14 protein-coding genes and 3 tRNA genes are annotated in these 17,348 nt (G+C 45.5%); 9 read left to right on the plus strand and 8 right to left on the minus strand.

All coding sequences use genetic code 11. The annotated features are described in order from the left end of the window. Positions 1-15: 15 nt before the first annotated feature. From CWO13_RS19395 to CWO13_RS19405, 3 genes are all read left to right on the plus strand, one after another. Positions 16-100: transfer RNA gene (locus tag CWO13_RS19395), tRNA-Tyr, on the plus strand. A gap of 102 nt (positions 101-202) precedes the next feature. Beyond that, positions 203-287, plus strand: a tRNA-Tyr gene (locus CWO13_RS19400). A 102-nt stretch (positions 288-389) separates the two neighbouring features. Next, a tRNA-Tyr gene (locus CWO13_RS19405) sits at positions 390-474 on the plus strand. 651 nt (positions 475-1,125) lie between these two features. Here CWO13_RS19405 and CWO13_RS19410 read toward each other — a convergent pair. Next, positions 1,126-2,079, minus strand: a complete 954-nt coding sequence (locus tag CWO13_RS19410) for a Tim44 domain-containing protein (protein ID WP_108083410.1) — start codon at positions 2,077-2,079, stop codon at positions 1,126-1,128. 197 nt (positions 2,080-2,276) lie between these two features. On the opposite strand from CWO13_RS19410, the gene CWO13_RS19415 reads away from it, so the two are divergent. From CWO13_RS19415 to CWO13_RS19425, 3 genes are all read left to right on the plus strand, one after another. Beyond that, on the plus strand, positions 2,277-2,867 hold the full coding sequence (locus CWO13_RS19415; protein WP_017071712.1) for a TetR/AcrR family transcriptional regulator: 591 nt from the start codon (positions 2,277-2,279) through the stop codon (positions 2,865-2,867). 17 nt (positions 2,868-2,884) lie between these two features. Next, entirely contained in the window at positions 2,885-4,759 is a 1,875-nt protein-coding gene (locus tag CWO13_RS19420; protein WP_108083411.1) for an MFS transporter, read from the plus strand. Positions 4,760-4,905: 146 nt separating this feature from the next. Next, positions 4,906-5,826: a YeiH family protein gene (locus tag CWO13_RS19425; RefSeq protein ID WP_102432826.1), complete on the plus strand. Its 921-nt coding sequence runs from the start codon at positions 4,906-4,908 to the stop codon at positions 5,824-5,826. A 133-nt stretch (positions 5,827-5,959) separates the two neighbouring features. On the opposite strand, the gene CWO13_RS23525 is transcribed toward CWO13_RS19425, so the two are convergent. The 7 genes from CWO13_RS23525 to CWO13_RS19455 all read right to left on the minus strand — a co-directional run bounded on the left by CWO13_RS23525 (position 5,960) and on the right by CWO13_RS19455 (position 13,650). Next, on the minus strand, positions 5,960-6,127 hold the full coding sequence (locus CWO13_RS23525) for a hypothetical protein (protein ID WP_048664248.1): 168 nt from the start codon (positions 6,125-6,127) through the stop codon (positions 5,960-5,962). A gap of 140 nt (positions 6,128-6,267) precedes the next feature. Then, complete coding sequence (gene menE / locus CWO13_RS19430) at positions 6,268-7,707, minus strand: o-succinylbenzoate--CoA ligase (protein WP_108083412.1); 1,440 nt, start codon at positions 7,705-7,707, stop codon at positions 6,268-6,270. A gap of 52 nt (positions 7,708-7,759) precedes the next feature. Then, positions 7,760-8,767, minus strand: coding sequence for an o-succinylbenzoate synthase (menC, locus tag CWO13_RS19435; RefSeq protein WP_108083413.1), 1,008 nt, complete (start codon positions 8,765-8,767; stop codon positions 7,760-7,762). Positions 8,768-8,842: 75 nt separating this feature from the next. Then, positions 8,843-9,709, minus strand: a complete 867-nt coding sequence (menB, locus tag CWO13_RS19440; RefSeq protein ID WP_017060170.1) for a 1,4-dihydroxy-2-naphthoyl-CoA synthase — start codon at positions 9,707-9,709, stop codon at positions 8,843-8,845. Between the two features lie 102 nt (positions 9,710-9,811). Then, complete coding sequence (menH, locus tag CWO13_RS19445) at positions 9,812-10,612, minus strand: 2-succinyl-6-hydroxy-2,4-cyclohexadiene-1-carboxylate synthase (RefSeq protein ID WP_102432828.1); 801 nt, start codon at positions 10,610-10,612, stop codon at positions 9,812-9,814. Positions 10,613-10,621: 9 nt separating this feature from the next. Beyond that, positions 10,622-12,346 carry a 2-succinyl-5-enolpyruvyl-6-hydroxy-3-cyclohexene-1-carboxylic-acid synthase gene (gene menD, locus CWO13_RS19450; RefSeq protein ID WP_102432829.1) on the minus strand — a complete coding sequence of 575 codons (1,725 nt, stop codon included), beginning with the start codon at positions 12,344-12,346 and terminating at the stop codon, positions 10,622-10,624. Then, entirely contained in the window at positions 12,343-13,650 is a 1,308-nt protein-coding gene (locus CWO13_RS19455; RefSeq protein WP_080967738.1) for an isochorismate synthase, read from the minus strand. Before CWO13_RS19455 ends, menD begins: the two co-directional genes overlap by 4 nt. Positions 13,651-13,946: 296 nt before the next feature. Here CWO13_RS19455 and CWO13_RS19460 point away from each other — a divergent pair, with 296 nt between their 5' ends. The 3 genes from CWO13_RS19460 (at position 13,947) to CWO13_RS19470 (ending at position 17,334) form a co-directional block, all read left to right on the plus strand. Then, positions 13,947-15,182 (plus strand): pyridoxal phosphate-dependent aminotransferase, encoded by a 1,236-nt coding sequence (locus tag CWO13_RS19460; protein ID WP_107899290.1) that lies wholly within the window; start codon positions 13,947-13,949, stop codon positions 15,180-15,182. Between the two features lie 168 nt (positions 15,183-15,350). Continuing rightward, positions 15,351-15,935 carry a 5'-deoxynucleotidase gene (gene yfbR, locus CWO13_RS19465; protein ID WP_017060613.1) on the plus strand — a complete coding sequence of 195 codons (585 nt, stop codon included), beginning with the start codon at positions 15,351-15,353 and terminating at the stop codon, positions 15,933-15,935. Between the two features lie 55 nt (positions 15,936-15,990). Next, on the plus strand, positions 15,991-17,334 hold the full coding sequence (locus CWO13_RS19470; protein WP_048661470.1) for an anti-phage deoxyguanosine triphosphatase: 1,344 nt from the start codon (positions 15,991-15,993) through the stop codon (positions 17,332-17,334). Positions 17,335-17,348 lie beyond the last annotated feature (14 nt).

A 17,348-nucleotide genomic window follows, 5' to 3' on the forward strand; every position in this document is an offset into this window, starting at 1 on the left:
AGTAAGACACACCCTGGAGGGGTTCCCGAGTGGCCAAAGGGAGCAGACTGTAAATCTGCCGGCACTGCCTTCGATGGTTCGAATCCGTCTCCCTCCACCATATTCTTCTTACCTCTTTCGAGAGTTAAGAGAACAACCTAGTTGATGGGCTTATGGGAAAACATCAATTTAGGCTTACTTTGTGAAAAGTAAGACACACCCTGGAGGGGTTCCCGAGTGGCCAAAGGGAGCAGACTGTAAATCTGCCGGCACTGCCTTCGATGGTTCGAATCCGTCTCCCTCCACCATATTCTTCTTACCTCTTTCGAGAGTTAAGAGAACAACCTAGTTGATGGGCTTATGGGAAAACATCAATTTAGGCTTACTTTGTGAAGAGTAAGACACACCCTGGAGGGGTTCCCGAGTGGCCAAAGGGAGCAGACTGTAAATCTGCCGGCACTGCCTTCGATGGTTCGAATCCGTCTCCCTCCACCATATTCTCCTTAATTGGAAGATCGAAAAGCCAGCTCATTGAGTTGGCTTTTTTTGTTTCTGAACGCGTTATTGAAAAGCCCTGTCTTATCAAGACAGAAGTTGAAACCGCTTCTGTCTAAGTTCAACACTTCAAACTTCTATCCGTAGATCTCATAACAAGATTGAATCTCTTAAAGATCATTGAGCACTCAGTCTCTCCAGGCTTCCATGTGGCGTCCACATACCAAGTAAGCAGCGCAACCTAAGCAGTTTGTAGATACATGCTCCTCACACTCATCCGCTATTTGTTGTTTCTGCTGTAGTGATGTTTCAGGTTCTAGTATCGGCTCGAAAAATTCAGTCGTCACGATTAATACCTCTATATTGGTTAGATAGCCTCGATTGAATATCTAAATAAAATGAGTAACTTGCGTTCAGCCTAACTCACTGTTAGCACAAAGTATCACTCTAAATAATTGTCGTGATGGTACTATTTTCTAGCAACGCGAATATCTAAAGAGCCGCATCTTCTGTAAGCCGAAGGCAAACGCCCTTCTTAAAATTTACAGTTCCAAACAACCGGACACAAAAAAGCCCCTACAGATTTCTCCGTAAGGGCTTTCAATAATCAAAGTAATGTCTAGTTAACTCATTTTTAGTTAACTATCGAGATTAACCTTGAATACCAACAATTAACCACGGTGCATTTTGAGTCGTTAAATCACGCTCTAAGTGCCAGATATCAGTGATATCTTCTTTCGTTAAATCACGCTCTAAGTGCCAGATATCAGTGATATCTTCTTCAATGCCGTCCGCTGTATCACGGTAGCGACCGCTAAACTGAAGGCTTAGCTGCGCTTTGCTACCATCATGATCTGCGCGAACGATTTCAGCATCAACGTACATTACGTCTGTGTGCTGATCACCGTCCAGCTTATTACGCTCAACTTTTAGATCTTCAAATAGGCTTGGAGACACGTACTCTTCAATCGTGTTTAGCTCGTTGTGGTTCCATGCACCTTGCAGTGTACGGTAGTGCTCACGAGAGCCATTGATGAATGCCGCTTGATCAAAGCCTGGTGGGTAGTTATGTGGAACATCGCTTTGTGCACCAAAACCGAAACCACCAGCAGCGCCTTGTGATTGAGGCTGTGCTTGTTCGAAGTTATGAACGTTTGGTTGCTGCTTAGGTTGTTCAAACTTGTTCTGACCCATTCCGCCGAATGCTGGCTGCTGGCCACGTGCATTCTGCTGATTCATTGAGCCCTGCTTCGCACCCAACATTCCACGTAGGAATTTAAACGCTAGGAACGCAATCAGACCCATGATAAGAATATCCATAAACTGGATACCTTCAAATGCGCCACCAAAGAATGCTGCTAAAAGACCACCAGCAAGTAAACCACCTAGTAGACCGCCCATAAGGCCTTTCTTGCTAGAGTTAGCTGCTGTGTTCTTACCCGTTTGATCTTGTCGGATCGAATTCGTGTTTTGTTGTTTTGGTGCTGGAGCCGTTTTAAAGCTTTTGCCAAATGACTTACCACCACCAAACTTTTTCGCTTCCGCGATTGGCGTCACCGCGACTGTTACCAACAGGATCGCGACTAGTGAGAAAAATCGTTTCATTATTATCCTTTATAGGGTTCTTTATCTTTCGACACCTTAATCATACTCGTTAACAAAGAACAATGAAATATTCACGGCCTTTACACATGTATCATAATATTGCGGCTATTAATTGATTACTAAACTAGCGAAGGGATTGACGGCACTCTGGGGCAGCATTAAAATATTGAACGATGTTCATTTAATAGAAAGTACCCATGGCAAGACGAAACGATCATACTCGCGAACAATTAGTGCAATTAACCTTAAAAACGGTGACCGACTTCTTAGAAGAGCACTCTTATCACGAGTTAAGTCTACGTAAAATCGCCAATATGATTGGTTACGTTCCAAGTACCTTGGTGAATGTATTTGGTAACTACAACCTATTGCTATTACATGTGGTCGCTCAAACATTAGATGAACTGGCGTCAGAATCTGCTGCAGCGGTTGAACAATCGAGCAACCCTCAACAAGCTCTATTCAACCTTGCATACTGTTACCACGATTTTGCACAAAAACACCCTCACCGTTGGCAGCTTATCTTTGAGCACAACATGAACGGTGAAAACCTTCCTGAATGGCAATCAAACCGCATCGATAGAATGACAGGTATGCTAGAGCAACTATTAATAGCTATTGCCCCTGAACATACTAAAAGCGAAGTCGTTAAAGCTAGCCGTGTATTATGGTCTGGAGTACATGGAATTACTCTACTCAGCGTTGATGATAAATTTTTCGCCGCTGAGCCAATCGATGGTAAAGAGTTGATCAATAACCTAGTCTCAAACTACTTAACCAACTGGTAATCATCCAAGGAAAGACAATGAACAACAGCAGCCAATCTTCGCTGTTAACGCAAAAAAGGTTCCTACCCTACTTTATTACCCAATTTCTAGGAGCCTTTAACGACAACATATTCAAAAATGTCCTGTTACTGTTTGTTGCTTTCGCAAGCGTAGACACGCTGCCTATTTCTAGCAATCTATTCATTAATTTGGCCGCTGGCCTGTTTATTCTGCCCTTCTTCCTATTCTCAGCTTTAGCCGGTGTACTGGCTGATAAATACGAAAAATCGTGGTTTATCCGTAAAGTTAAGCTCCTTGAAGTGGTGATTATGTCACTGGGTGCGATCGGATTTATCTATGAAAGCTACGGAATATTACTTCTGCTTCTGTTCCTTATGGGAACACAAAGTGCTTTCTTTGGCCCTGTGAAATACGCCCTGCTTCCACAACAGTTAGAAACAAAAGAACTGGTATCTGGTAATGCTCTCGTCGAAACAGGTACATTCTTAGCGATCCTGATCGGTACTCTAGGCGCAGGCATCATTGCATCTGAAGAAGGCGCAAAGCTCATTGCCGCAGTGTGTATTGTTTCGTTCGCCGTGCTTGGCTATGCATCAAGCTGCTTTATTCCACAAGCGCCAAGTAATGCACCAGACCTGAAAGTAAAGTGGCAACCTGTAAAGCTCACCCGTGCAACACTGGCGATTGCCAAAAAAGACCGCCCAACCTTTCAAGCTCTGATGTCTATAAGCTGGTTCTGGTTCCTTGGTGCAGCTTACCTAACTCAGTTTCCCAACTTCACCAAACTGCATCTAAACGGTACTGAAAGCTCAGTCGCCTTTTTACTGGCACTGTTCTCAGTAGGCATCGCGATCGGCTCTTTAGCTTGCGATAAGTTATCTAACCACCGCATTGAAATCGGCATCGTGCCAATGGGCAGCTTAGGTATCTCGATCTTCGGTCTTTTGATGGCGATATCCATCCCGGAGTCTTTACCCAACTTTAGCTCTTTCCACCAATTCGTAACCTATTCAGAGCTGTGGCCGCTATTTGCTTACCTTCTGCTATTGGGGATCTCTGGCGGTATCTTTATTGTTCCTCTGTATTCACTGATGCAGCTACGTGCCAAGCCAGATGAGCGTGCCCAAGTGATTGCCGGGCTCAATATTTATAACTCACTGTTCATGGTGGGAAGTGCGGTTTTAGGTATTGTTTGCCTCAGTGTTCTAGAGCTTTCAATTCCACAGCTGTTTGTGTTGCTCGCGTTGGGCAACACTTTGGTGATGCTGTACCTGTTTTATCAGGTTCCTATCTACGCTTTCCGCTTCTTTACGTGGGTGGTCACTCACACCATGTACCGAGTCAGGCATAAAAACTTACATCACCTGCCAGAAAAAGGCGGTGCGTTAATTGTCTGCAATCATGTAAGTTATATGGATGCACTGCTGCTGAGTGCGGTTTGCCCTCGTCTTATCCGTTTCGTGATGGAAGAGGAATACACCAAGTTGCCGCCGATTCGACGTTTCTTGAAAAGAGCTGGGGTGATTCCAATCTCAGCAACCAACCGCAGTTCGATACGAAACGCTTTTAAAGAAGTAGAGCGAGCCCTGCATGAAGGCCACATCGTGTGTATTTTCCCAGAAGGAAAGCTAACCTCTGATGGCGAAGTGGCTGAGTTCATGCGTGGTATGGAGCTAATTATCAAACGCTCCCCTGTCCCTGTGATCCCTATGGCTCTAAAAGGATTATGGGGAAGCTACTTTAGTCGTTACAAAGGCCGTGCCTGCAAAGGGCTACCCACTCGCTTCTGGACCAAATTAGAGATAGAAGCTGGCGAACCTATTGCACCTAAAGAAGCCTCTTGTGAAACTCTTCGACAGTCGGTGTCCAATCTTCGCGGATCTCTACGCTAGCTAACCAGCCCTTTATTCATATCAGCTGAACAAGCGTTAAGTTTTCCTTAACGTTTGTTCAATTCATTTAGACTTACTTATCATTTTATTGAACGTATAGTGGTCTCATTACAATAACATCACTACAAAACAAGACTCTAAATACAATGAACCTAAAAAAGTCCGTTCCGTTTTATCTTGCTGCGCTGTTTTGCTTAACGCCTTGGGTCAGCTCACCGACAGCCCTGGTTATCGGTTTCCTACTTGCTAGTTTAGGTTTAGTCCCTGAACACTTGGAAGTCGGCAAACTCACCAAAAAGCTACTAGCTTACTCGATTGTTGGCTTGGGTTTTGGCATTCAGTTTGAAAAAGCATTAGCGGTAACAGGCGATGGTATTGGTCTCATTGTAACGACGATTATCGGTACATTAGTCATTGGTTGGTTCTTGGCTAAGAGAATGGGGCTAGACCGCACAACGGGTTACCTTATCTCTTCTGGTACCGCGATTTGTGGTGGTAGCGCGATAGCAGCAGTGGCACCCGCGATCAAAGCAGACGATGAACAGATTGGTTTGGCGTTAGCCACTGTATTCGTGTTGAACTCGGTCGCTCTATTCTTATTCCCTATGATTGGTCACGCGCTTGAACTCAGCCAACAAACATTTGGTACTTGGGCAGCTATTGCGATTCACGATACGTCTTCAGTTGTCGGCGCAGCTTCAGCGTATGGCGAAGAAGCACTGACGACAGCGACCACATTGAAGCTCGCTCGGGCACTTTGGATCATCCCAATCGCTTTAATCAGTGCGATGCTCTTCAAGAACGATCAAAAGAAGATTACGGTTCCCTACTTCATTTTCTTCTATTGCGCTGCTATCGCAGTGAGTGACTTACTGCCACAATTTGAGATGGTTTATCAAGGAATCTTTGATGTGTCTAAGCGAGCACTGGTGGTGTGTTTGTTCTTAATTGGCTGTGGTATTTCAGTTGAGAAGTTAAAAGCAGCAGGACCGAAACCATTGATGTTTGGTATTACAATGTGGGTCATGATCTCGACAGGTTCATTGGCGTGGTTAACTCTCACCTAGACCGCAAGCGAACGCTCTAGATAGTTGCTCGATTACCTAGACACTCAGATTAGCGAATGACACAACAAAAAGGCAAAGCTCAAATGGGCTTTGCCTTTATCGTTTGTGGTAAAAATATTCTTTGTTGCAACAATCACGAATCAAACAGGGGCTTATCACTCTTCTTGCTCTCTCTTTTCATTAAAACGAGTACCACAACCAACACAAATGCGGTGAGTTCAGCCAACGAGCGAGTCAACCCTGACGAAGTAACCGCTTGGCCTATCTGCAGCAAAACCGCAATGATGAGGGCAATTTTCATAATAAGACCTTATTCTATAATCCGTTATTTATATGGCTTATTATGATTGATGGTTATAAAGATAATAAATTCTGTTTTGAACTATCTAATTGCTAAATTAACTAACTGCAGGCCAAGTGAACAAAAAACCTCCGACTCAATTAGTTAGAGCGCCGGTGTTGCAACAACCACTGCGCTAATCCCGCTCTCGATACCTTAATACCTAACTGTTCTTGTTGAGGCATGCGGTAATACTCAATAGGGAACTTAAATCGCTCTAGGCTTCCTTGTAGCTGTTCTGCAAACCATTCTTTGGTTAGAACTTCATCACAGTCCACAATAGCTACTGGTCTAAAACCAAATTCGCTGTCTTCTATGGGCACAATAAAGGCTTGCTTAACTTCGGGCAGCTGGTTAAGTACTCGCTCGACCTCCTCACAGTGAATATTCTCACCGCCAGAAATAAACTGATTGTCGGCGCGACCAATAATCGACACTTGCTCACCAACCCACTCCCCAAGATCCTTGCTATCAAACCAGCCATTCTCACCCACTAATGGGGTTAAAGTGCCTTGATAGTAGTAACCAGAAGCGAGCGTCTCGCCGCCAATAAAGATGCGTTGTTCTTCAATTTTTAGCTGGCGATGATTAAGGACAAACCCTGCAGTGCTGCTAGCATCAACAGGCTTTGCCGTCACCGTAGAGGCTGCTTCCGTCATTCCATAACCAAGCCAAGTCTCAATCCCCATTTGCTGAGCTTCAAGGCCAAGCGCCTCTGGAATATGGCTACCACCCAAAAGTACATGAGTTAAAGTAAGTGCTTGCTTACTCTTTAACAATCGATGTAACTGAGTAGCCACCAATGAGGCATGACTGCAACCTTCTATATCGGTTTCAAGCTGGCCAGAACCTATTTTGATGCAGCCACCCGCAGTTAACCAGCGATGGACAATCGCCAATCCCGACACATGGTACATAGGTAAACTCAGTAACCAAGTGTTACCTTGTTGATAACGAAACACCTCAAGTAGCCCAGACGCAGAACATAAGTGCTGCTCAAGTGTATGGGCGACCGCTTTGGGGTTTCCAGTAGAACCTGAAGTGAATACGATGCTCGCTAGATTTTTCGGATTGAAGTTAGAGTCTTGAGATGTCGAGAGCCGATTGTCATCACCATCGACCTTAACTTCATTTAAGCAAGGCAAGGTCACCAACTGAGCATTCAAGTCCGTAGTATCAGATTGTTCTATGCCGCTACTGCCCAAAAACCAAAGGTAGCTCTGTTGATCTGCTTGATATAAGGCATCGAGCTTTTGCTTCAGGCGTAAACGAGGCTGAGGCATCGTTAATGCACAAACCACACCCAAATTGAGTGCGGCAAGGTAAACAGGGAGCACTTCAGCTTGGTTCTTACCAACAATCGTCAATACATCACCTTCAGATAGGCCTTGATGAGATAGCTGTTGTTGGTACTCACTCACCAACACAAACACTTGTCGCCAAGTATAAGTGCGGTGAGTAGTCACTAGCGCTGGTTGAAGTGGGTTCTGCTGCGCCCACTGTTCCCAAAGTGGGTGATTATTAGATTGTGGGCGCATCATAAGATAACCAAGTTATAGATTGAAAAGTGTCTAAGCCAATCAAACGATCAGCCTAAGAAGACCAAATCAGTTGCTGCTGATCAAGAGTCGAAACAGGAAGTTGGCAACCCGGCCATGAAACTTCCAACTGTTGCTGATACAAGCCAATCGTATCCAGCCCCGGCACTTCATTTGGCAGATATTGCTGCGCCAGACGAGCAATCTGAGTCAGACCTAGGCTCGACTCAATGCTTGAACTCAATACAGGTTTAATCCCAAGTTGCTGTGCACGCTCAATGATTGCCACACAACGCTCTACAGAGCCAATGAGAGTTGGCTTGATAACTACAGCTTTAACACCAGTAAGGTCGCTAAGATCAAACTCTGGATTACGCACAGCTTCTTGCAGTGTTTCATCCCAAGCAATCGCTACGCCGTGGTCAATAGCAAATGCCAAGCTGTCTTCCGGCTTTTGGCAAGGTTCTTCAATAAAGCTGATACGCTGACGTAATGAAGGCGAAATGTACTTAATGAACTGCTTCGCTTTTTCTGGCTTCCACGCACGGTTGGCATCAAGCCTTAGAGTCAAATCCGGAATCGATTCAAGGAATAAGCTAACCAGCATGCCATCGCGAATCGCTTCGTAGAGGCCGACTTTCACTTTTGCAACCTTCTCGCCTTCCATTTCATTTAGTACAGGGATCAGTTCATCTGGATCACCTGTACACAAAGGCGCAGCCTGGTAGTTACCTTCCGTGTTGAGTTCGCCTCGTAATTCCATCATCGCCATCGAAAAACCGAAGGCAACAGAAGGATATAGATCATTAAAAGGTGTTTGAGGGTTGTTGTGACTCCAAAGCTCTAATTCATGTTGCAGTTGAATACCGGCTTGTTCAGCATCTTCTTGGCTGAAGCCTGGCAGAGGCGCCACTTCACCAAAACCTGTTTTACCGTCACACTCTAGTTGGATGACATAGCCAACGCGTTCGTTCAACTTATTGTCACGAAGAACCACTCCACTATCCATAGGTAATTGATAACGGTAGAGTTTAGCGTGACGCTGAGAATTCACTGAGTTCATAAAGTTTCCTAAAAAACGGGGAACATCAAAACAAAACGAGCCGCTATTAGCGACTCATTTTGAAAAGGAGAAAGACTATGGGTTACGCGGGAACTTGTCGAAGTCCGGTCGACGTTTCTCGTTGAATGCGTTGCGGCCTTCTTGACCTTCCTCTGTCATGTAGAACATCATGGTTGCGTTACCAGCCAACTCTTGTAGACCGGCTTGACCATCACAGTCAGCATTAAGAGCTGCTTTCAAGCAACGTAGAGCCATTGGGCTGTGTTGCAGCACTTCACGACACCAACGAACGGTTTCTTTTTCTAGGTCAGCGACAGGCACAACCGTGTTCACCAAGCCCATGTCCAATGCTTCTTGAGCATCGTAGAAACGGCATAGGAACCAGATTTCACGCGCTTTCTTTTGGCCAACGATACGAGCCATGTAAGAAGCACCCCAGCCGCCATCGAATGAACCTACTTTAGGACCAGTCTGACCGAACTGCGCGTTTTCAGCAGCAATCGTAAGGTCTGCCATCATGTGAAGTACATGACCGCCACCGACAGCCCAACCCGATACCGCTGCGATTACTGGTTTTGGACAAGTACGAATTTGACGTTGGAAATCCAGTACGTTCAGGTGATGTGTACCTGAATCGTCTTGGTAGCCGCCGTAGTCACCGCGAATACTTTGGTCACCACCAGAACAGAACGCCTTCTCACCAAGGCCCGTCAAAATGATTACGCCAACCTTCTCGTCGTAACGAGCGTCAGCCAATGCATTGATCATCTCTTTTACGGTTTGTGGACGGAAGGCATTGTGGACTTGAGGACGCGCAATCGTGATTTTTGCAATACCATCGTCAGACTTGTGGTACTGAATATCTTCGTATTGACTGCTTTCATCGCTCCAGTTAACTGCCGCATAAAGTTCTTCTTCTGTGATGCCTACTGTTTTAGCCATGGTGATTCCCATTGTTCTATTAGAGACCACGACTAACGAGTAGTCGTGACGGTGTTGCTCTGCTTTTGATAGTGCTTGATACGAGAGAATCGCTCAGTCAGATTAACGACGACTGGCGATACATTGGATTATCAGGTTGGAAAACAGTTCTGGTTGCTCAAAATGAACATTATGACCAGCGTAATCCACCTGACTATATTCAAAGCCACTATTCTCAGCTAGCTCCATGAATTTACGGTCTTTTTCTCCACACACATAATGCAATAAGTGCTCGTGAGATTTCAATGTGGCACGTAAATCCGGTTGCTTAGCTAACGAAGTAGATAACAACATATTTGCTACGGATACTCCAAGGTTACCACTACGCTTTATGACCAAAGTTTGTCTTTGCTCATGATTTAGTGAAGAAAAGACGCTTTGTTGATACCAATCGTCTAAAACATCTTCAATCGACTGCTGTGCAAAGCGAACAGCCCACTGCGTATCATGTACTAACCTTTGTGCTCTTTCTTCATCACATTCCAAACCAAAGTTGCCACCTTCAATGATGACTTTCTCTAGGTTAAGCGTCTCGAAGCAAGGGCTTGTCACCCCATACATAGCGAGTCTGCCGCCCATAGAATATCCGATCACCACGATAGGGTAATTAGCAGGAAGATCGTTGAGTGCCAGTTGAGATGTGATGCACTGGACAATTTTCTTGCAGCAATGATCAAACCCTACCGGATCGATAAAGCGACTTTGTCCGTGTCCGGGTAAATCTATGCAAAGGAGAGGAAAATCCTCGAGGAATGGATGGCATGCACTCCAATCATCCCCGCTTCCGAGTAAACCATGTAAAAAAACAAGCAAAGGTTTGTCAGAAGAATCTTGTACAGCTGGGTAATAATCGGAGTAAAGCATGTAAAGTCCTTAGGCTAATGCCTCGGTGAGCATTGAACTGAATTGTTTCAGCAAAGTAGACGCTTGTTCGGGAGGCGTCTTAACTTCCACGAGCAAGGTACCCTGACCCTGTTCGAAATGTTGTTCGATAATGGTTTGATAGCAATTCAAGGTTTCTGGCGCAGCGTATCCCAACTGGAATTGCGCAGCAGCGTGTTCAAAACTGAAACCATGAGGCATTTGATAAAGTGACTGTTTCTGCTGCTCTGGCACCGGCAATAAATCAAAGATCGCACCACCATCATTGTTGGTCACAACAATAACCATCGGCGTTAAATTATGAGTCAGCAGAGCGAGTGAGTTGATGTCGTAAAGCAAAGAAGTATCGCCAATCAACATCAATAAGGGATTCTGGTTGGCTTTCACCACGCCCGCAGCCGTCGCCACCAAGCCATCAATGCCCGATGCACCACGATTGCTGTAAACTCGATTCGCAGATATTGACGACAACATATCCACCAGCCTTACCATCAAGCTGTTTCCCACAAACAACTCTCTGTCTTTAAGTCTAGACGACAAGTCAACCGCAACACTCAACTCTGTCAGTTGGTCATTATTGGATATTTGTGCGAGTGCGAGTTGCTGAACGGTATTTGCGACCTCGATTAAAGGCGTCGCCCAACCAGAGTGTTTGCCTAACAATGTTGGCAGATGTTGATCGGTTATCCATGACTCAATATTGGCAACAATATGAGTTTGAGGCAGATGGTCTTGATTTATACGGTGCGCATCAGGTGAAACCACTACATATTGCGTGGAATCGAACGAAGCCGCTTGTGACTTAATCCATTGGTTTAGTCGTTTAGAAACGATACGCTCACCAAACTGAAGAATAAAATCACACTGGTTGAGTTGCTCTTTAACTGAGTCACTCTGTAACCACAGATCATAATGCTTCCAATCACTGTTCATGCCCGATTGAGGGTCACAGAAGATTGGCCAGCCCAAAGCAGAAGCAAACTGCTGCGCTTTTGTTGCCGCTTCTTTATCAATCGAACCAATAATCACGGCACCTTTACGCTCTAGGTAATCGCCCGGCGCTACTGGCTGTACAGTCAAATGATTGGGTAAACAAGTGTTAGAATACGGGTTGGCTGACGAGCTCCACCCTGCGATACTTTTAGTGTAATCCGCATACATTTCAGCACTGTTCTTAGAATAGAGCGGCTCTGGGAACGGACAATTGATATGAATCGCGCCGCCAACATTGCATTGTTTCGCAAGCGCACTATCAACCGATGTTAGCAGCCAATTCAAAGAAACTTGTATCGTAGGGCTTGGAAGGTTAAGCGCCGTTTCAACGTGAGACGAAAAGATACCCTGTTGCTGGATCGCTTGGTTAGCGCCGCAATCCACTAAATCGATAGGTCGATCTGAGGTCAGTAAAATCAGCTTCTCTCGTGTTAACCCAGACTCAGCGGTCGCAGGAAGAAGGTTCGCGACAGCTGTTCCCGATGTCACAATCACCGCAACGGGCTTGTTACTCGCCTTAGCTAAACCTAAAGCTAAAAATCCAAGCCCGCGCTCATCAAAGTGCGTGTGTAAGGTTAACTTGGGATTAGCTTCAGCTTCGAGAGTTAACGGTGTTGAGCGAGAACCCGGTGCAACACAAACATGTTCAACACCGTTGCGTGCTAGCTCTTCAAGTAATGTGTGACACCAAACTCTATTTAATACGGCTTGGTCGTGATTCATGACGCCACACCCAGTGGTGGATGATCGGAAATTAGGCTGAGCAGAGTCGACATCTTCTTGTTCAGCTCTTGCCACTCATGTTCAGCAACCGATCCCGGCACGATCCCTGCTCCAGCGAACAGCTGTACTTGATCGTTTACAATCAAGGCGCTTCGAATCGCCACGCAGAATTCCGCTCTCTGATGGCTGATATAGCCTACAGAGCCTGCATACCAGCCTCGAGCAAACGGTTCGTGTTCAAGAATGAAATCCATCGCTTCTTTACGTGGCAAACCCGCTACCGCTGCAGTTGGCTGTAAGGCAGCAAGCAACTGCACACCATTAACACCATTATTAAGTTGAGCATGGATATTGCGCTTCAAATGCTGCACCTTACGCAAGCGCACTAAGCGGGCATCCTTTTCAACATGGACCGTTTGAGAATGAGGAGTGAGACGCTCAATGATGTCGTCAACCACATACTGGTTCTCATTGAGGTTTTTGCTGTCTTGAGAAAGCCAGTTGGCCAGTTCCATATCCTCAGTAGCGTTCTCTCCACGACCAATGGTTCCAGCAAGCGCTTCGGTATCGAGCTCAGTACCATGTCGGCTATATAAGCGCTCTGGCGTCGAGCCAATAAAGCTGTGTTTAGAGTCCAGCACCAACATAAAGTGGAAACTGTGGTGATTTTGCAGATAGCTGGCTTTAAGTAATTGAGCCGCACAAATAGGCGCATCGAGTTGTAGCGTGGTTTTACGCGCTAAAACAACTTTCTTATACTCTTCGTCGCTAATGCCTTTTAGAACTTTCTCAACCAATCCGCCCCACTGTTCTCTTTCTGGAACGTGGTTAATCTGTTCAATATGAGCAGATAACGGCGCCAATATCGCCGCTTCAACGGATAACTTATTTAAGGCATTGATAGAAGCAACGCGATCAGGAGACAAGTTAACCGCCAGCGACCAAGTGTTGTCAAAGCGAATTAATTCAACCTGAGGAAGGAAGAAAAACGATTCCATGCAGCGACGGTTCTTTGCGGTGTGCCCGTCAAACGAGCGTCCACCCCAGATTCGTTGGTCTTCGCCAAGAATCGCGTACGCAGGTGCAGGATCTGAAAACGTATGTAACTGTCCGAGCGCAACAACCTCTTCACGAGTGTCGCGTGACTGCCAGTAGAACTTAGGAAAGAGCGGTTGAGCATGAAGCCATTCAATAAATGCAAACGATGGTTTTTGCGTTAGAACTTCAACACAACGAACTTCGCTTGCTTGGGCATTTTGTACTCGCTCAATCAAAGCGGAGATAGTTTGCTGGAAATGTGACAAATCGACCTCGTTCACATCTAAATTATTATTATATTAGTTTGATACTTTATGGGCAGTACCCACTTAGATCAAGAATGTACTATATCTTTTCAACATTCCTGTGATTTTAAGCGATCCCGCCCCTTTATTCATCTTAGCCAATAACCAAGAAAGCGATTAATTAAAATTTAGAAAATAGTGACAACAAAAAGACCAAACGTGACACTGAAATGCGACATTCATCAGATTTTTATTCTATCAAACGCCATTTTGCGGTACTTTAATAAAGTATTTAAATTAATTTCAGGAAATCGGCAATGCAAAATATCGGGATGTCGTCAAAACTCAACAGCGTATGCTACGAAATCAGGGGGCCTGTACTCAAACATGCTAAGCGCATGGAAGAAGAAGGGCATAAAATACTAAAGCTTAATATTGGTAACCCCGCCCCATTTGGTTTTGACGCCCCTGATGAAATCCTTGTTGACGTAATCCGTAATCTACCGACATCTCAAGGTTACTGCGACTCAAAAGGCATCTATTCAGCCCGCAAAGCGGTTGTTCAGCACTACCAGAAAAAAGGCCTACGTAACCTTGATGTAGAAGACGTTTACATTGGTAACGGCGCATCAGAGCTTATCGTTATGTCTATGCAGGCGCTACTGGATAATGGTGATGAAATCTTAGTCCCCGCTCCGGACTACCCACTATGGACAGCGTCTGTTGCGCTTTCTGGTGGTACACCGGTTCACTACATGTGTGATGAAGATGCTGATTGGTATCCAGATTTAGACGACATGCGCGCGAAAATCTCTCCAAAGACTCGCGGCATCGTTCTTATCAACCCGAACAACCCAACAGGTGCAGTTTACAGCCGTGATTTCCTACTACAAGTTGTCGAAATTGCACGTGAGCACGGCCTAATCATCTTCGCTGATGAGATTTACGATAAAGTACTTTACGATGGTGCAGTGCATACCTCTGTTGCAACGCTTGCTGAAGACGTATTAATGGTCACGTTCAACGGTCTATCTAAGGCTTACCGTGTATGTGGTTTCCGTGGTGGCTGGATGTTCTTAACAGGTCCTAAACACCTAGCAAAAGGTTATGTCGAAGGGCTAGAGATGCTTGCCTCGATGCGTTTGTGTGCCAACGTACCAATGCAGCACGCTATCCAAACGGCATTAGGCGGCTATCAGAGTATCAATGAGTTGATTCTTCCTGGTGGTCGACTGCTTGAGCAACGTGACCGAGCATGGGAACTGATTAACAAGATCCCTGGCGTTTCTTGTGTGAAGCCGAAAGGCGCAATGTACTTGTTCCCTAAGATCGACACCAAGATGTACAACATCAAAGACGATCAGAAGTTCGTACTCGACTTCCTGAAACAAGAGAAGGTGTTATTGGTTCAAGGTACAGGCTTCAACTGGCCTAAACCTGATCACTTTCGTATTGTGACTTTGCCACACATTGAAGACCTTGAAGTGGCGATTGGCCGCCTAGAGCGCTTCTTGCAAACTTACAGCCAAGACGATCTTATCGACGCTAAATAAACACAACGAGAGATGACTACAATTTGCTGTTTTAAAAGACTTTAACTTGTATTCATTCACTTCTATGCTTAAGAGGCTCCTGTTTAGGAGCCTTTTTTGTATCCGCTGTCTCGTACAGTTTGTGGCAAACACAAGGTACGAGTGGAGCACTCTCTAGATAGGACACTTATGAAACAGAGCCATTTCTTCGCCCATCTCGCACGCATGAAGCTGATTCAACGTTGGCCCCTGATGCGATCTGTTTCAAGCGAGAACATTTCAGAACACAGCCTACAGGTCGCTTTCGTTGCCCACGCTTTGGCGCTGATCAAAAACAAGAAGTTTGATGGTCAACTTAATCCTGAGCATATTGCTCTGCTTGGCATGTACCACGACACCAGTGAGGTACTGACAGGCGATTTGCCAACGCCAGTTAAATACTACAACCCGGATATCGCCCAAGAATATAAGAAGATAGAAGCCGCAGCAGAGCAAAGACTGCTTTCTATGTTGCCAGAGGAGTTCCGAGACGACTTCGCCCCATTTTTAATATCTGGAACAGCGAGTAAAGAAGAGCAAAGCATCGTCAAGCAGGCCGACACCATCTGTGCTTACCTGAAATGCTTGGAAGAGCTCAGTGCGGGCAATCATGAATACGAGCAAGCCAAGCGCCGACTGGAAGAGACACTCGAACAACGCAAAAGCCCAGAAATGGACTACTTTCTCACCACATTTGCGCCAAGCTTTGAATTATCACTAGACGAGATAAGCTAGCTGGGTATAAGTTGTTTTTAATTAGCTAAATAAAATCAATTTGATAGGTGCTATTTTGAATTCTCTACTCGAACCACCCTTTGTACTCGAACAAGAATGGCAGCATCGAAATGACGATGAACATAAAATAAGACGAGATGATCACCGTAGCCCATATCAACGTGACCGAGCGCGCGTGCTTCACTCTGCTGCTTTTCGTCGCTTACAAGCGAAAACCCAGATTCATGGCACCATGGTGAATGACTTTCATCGAACACGCCTTACTCACTCTCTTGAGGCCGCCCAGCTTGGCACAGGTATCGTTGCTCAACTGAAGAAAAAGCAACCCGAGTTTCGAGACCTATTACCCTCAGACAGTTTAATTGATTCACTGTGTTTGGCTCACGACATCGGTCATCCACCATACGGACATGGCGGCGAAGTCGCACTCAACTATATGATGCGCGACCACGGCGGCTTTGAAGGCAACGCTCAAACGTTTCGCATTGTCACTCAGCTAGAACCTTACACTGAGAATCACGGGATGAACCTGTCTCGACGCACGCTACTGGGGTTAATTAAGTACCCTTCGCTGCTCAGTCAAGTCCAAGCGAGATTACAGTCTGAACCGGTAAAGCATCAACGACAGCTCCGAGCCAAAGATTGGATGCCGGCAAAAGGCATCTACGATCATGATGAAGAGTTGTTTAACTGGGTGCTTGAACCGCTTTCAAGCAGCGACCAACAGCTCCTAAAACAGAAAAGAAAAACGCATACCGAGCCACTTGAGCACAATAAGACCAAATATAAGTCACTGGACTGTTCGATCATGGAGCTGGCTGATGACATCGCGTATGGCGTGCACGATTTAGAAGATGCGATTGTGCTTGGTTCTGTGACCAAAGCTCAGTGGATCGAATCGGCTTACCCTCAGCTGAAAGAGATGGCCGACCCTTGGATTTGTGAACACCTAGATTCAATTACAGAGATGCTTTTCTCTGGTGAACAGTATCGTCGAAAGGATGCGATTGGTGGAATCGTCAACGCATTGTTGACCAGTATTTCAATTAAGCGAGTGGATGCTAGCTTTGAGAATGTGCTTTTGGCTTACAATGCGGTGCTTGAACCAAGCATGGACGGCACGCTTGATAAACTGAAACACTTTGTCAGCGAGTTTGTGATTCAAGTGCCTCAGGTTCAAGTCATCGAATACAAAGGCCAACAGATCATCATGGATATGTTTGAAACATTCAGCGCTGATCCTGAACGCTTGCTGCCACTGCCCATCAAGAAGCAATGGCTACAGCATCAAGATGAGTCTCGAAAAATGCGCGTGATTGCGGATTACATTTCATCAATGACTGATGATCTTGCGCAGAAAATGCATCAGCAACTATTCTCGGCTCATACCGAGTTTTAATTCCTGACTCATTT

The organism is Vibrio sp. ZF 223 (genome assembly GCF_003050585.1).
GTDB lineage: Bacteria > Pseudomonadota > Gammaproteobacteria > Enterobacterales > Vibrionaceae > Vibrio > Vibrio crassostreae.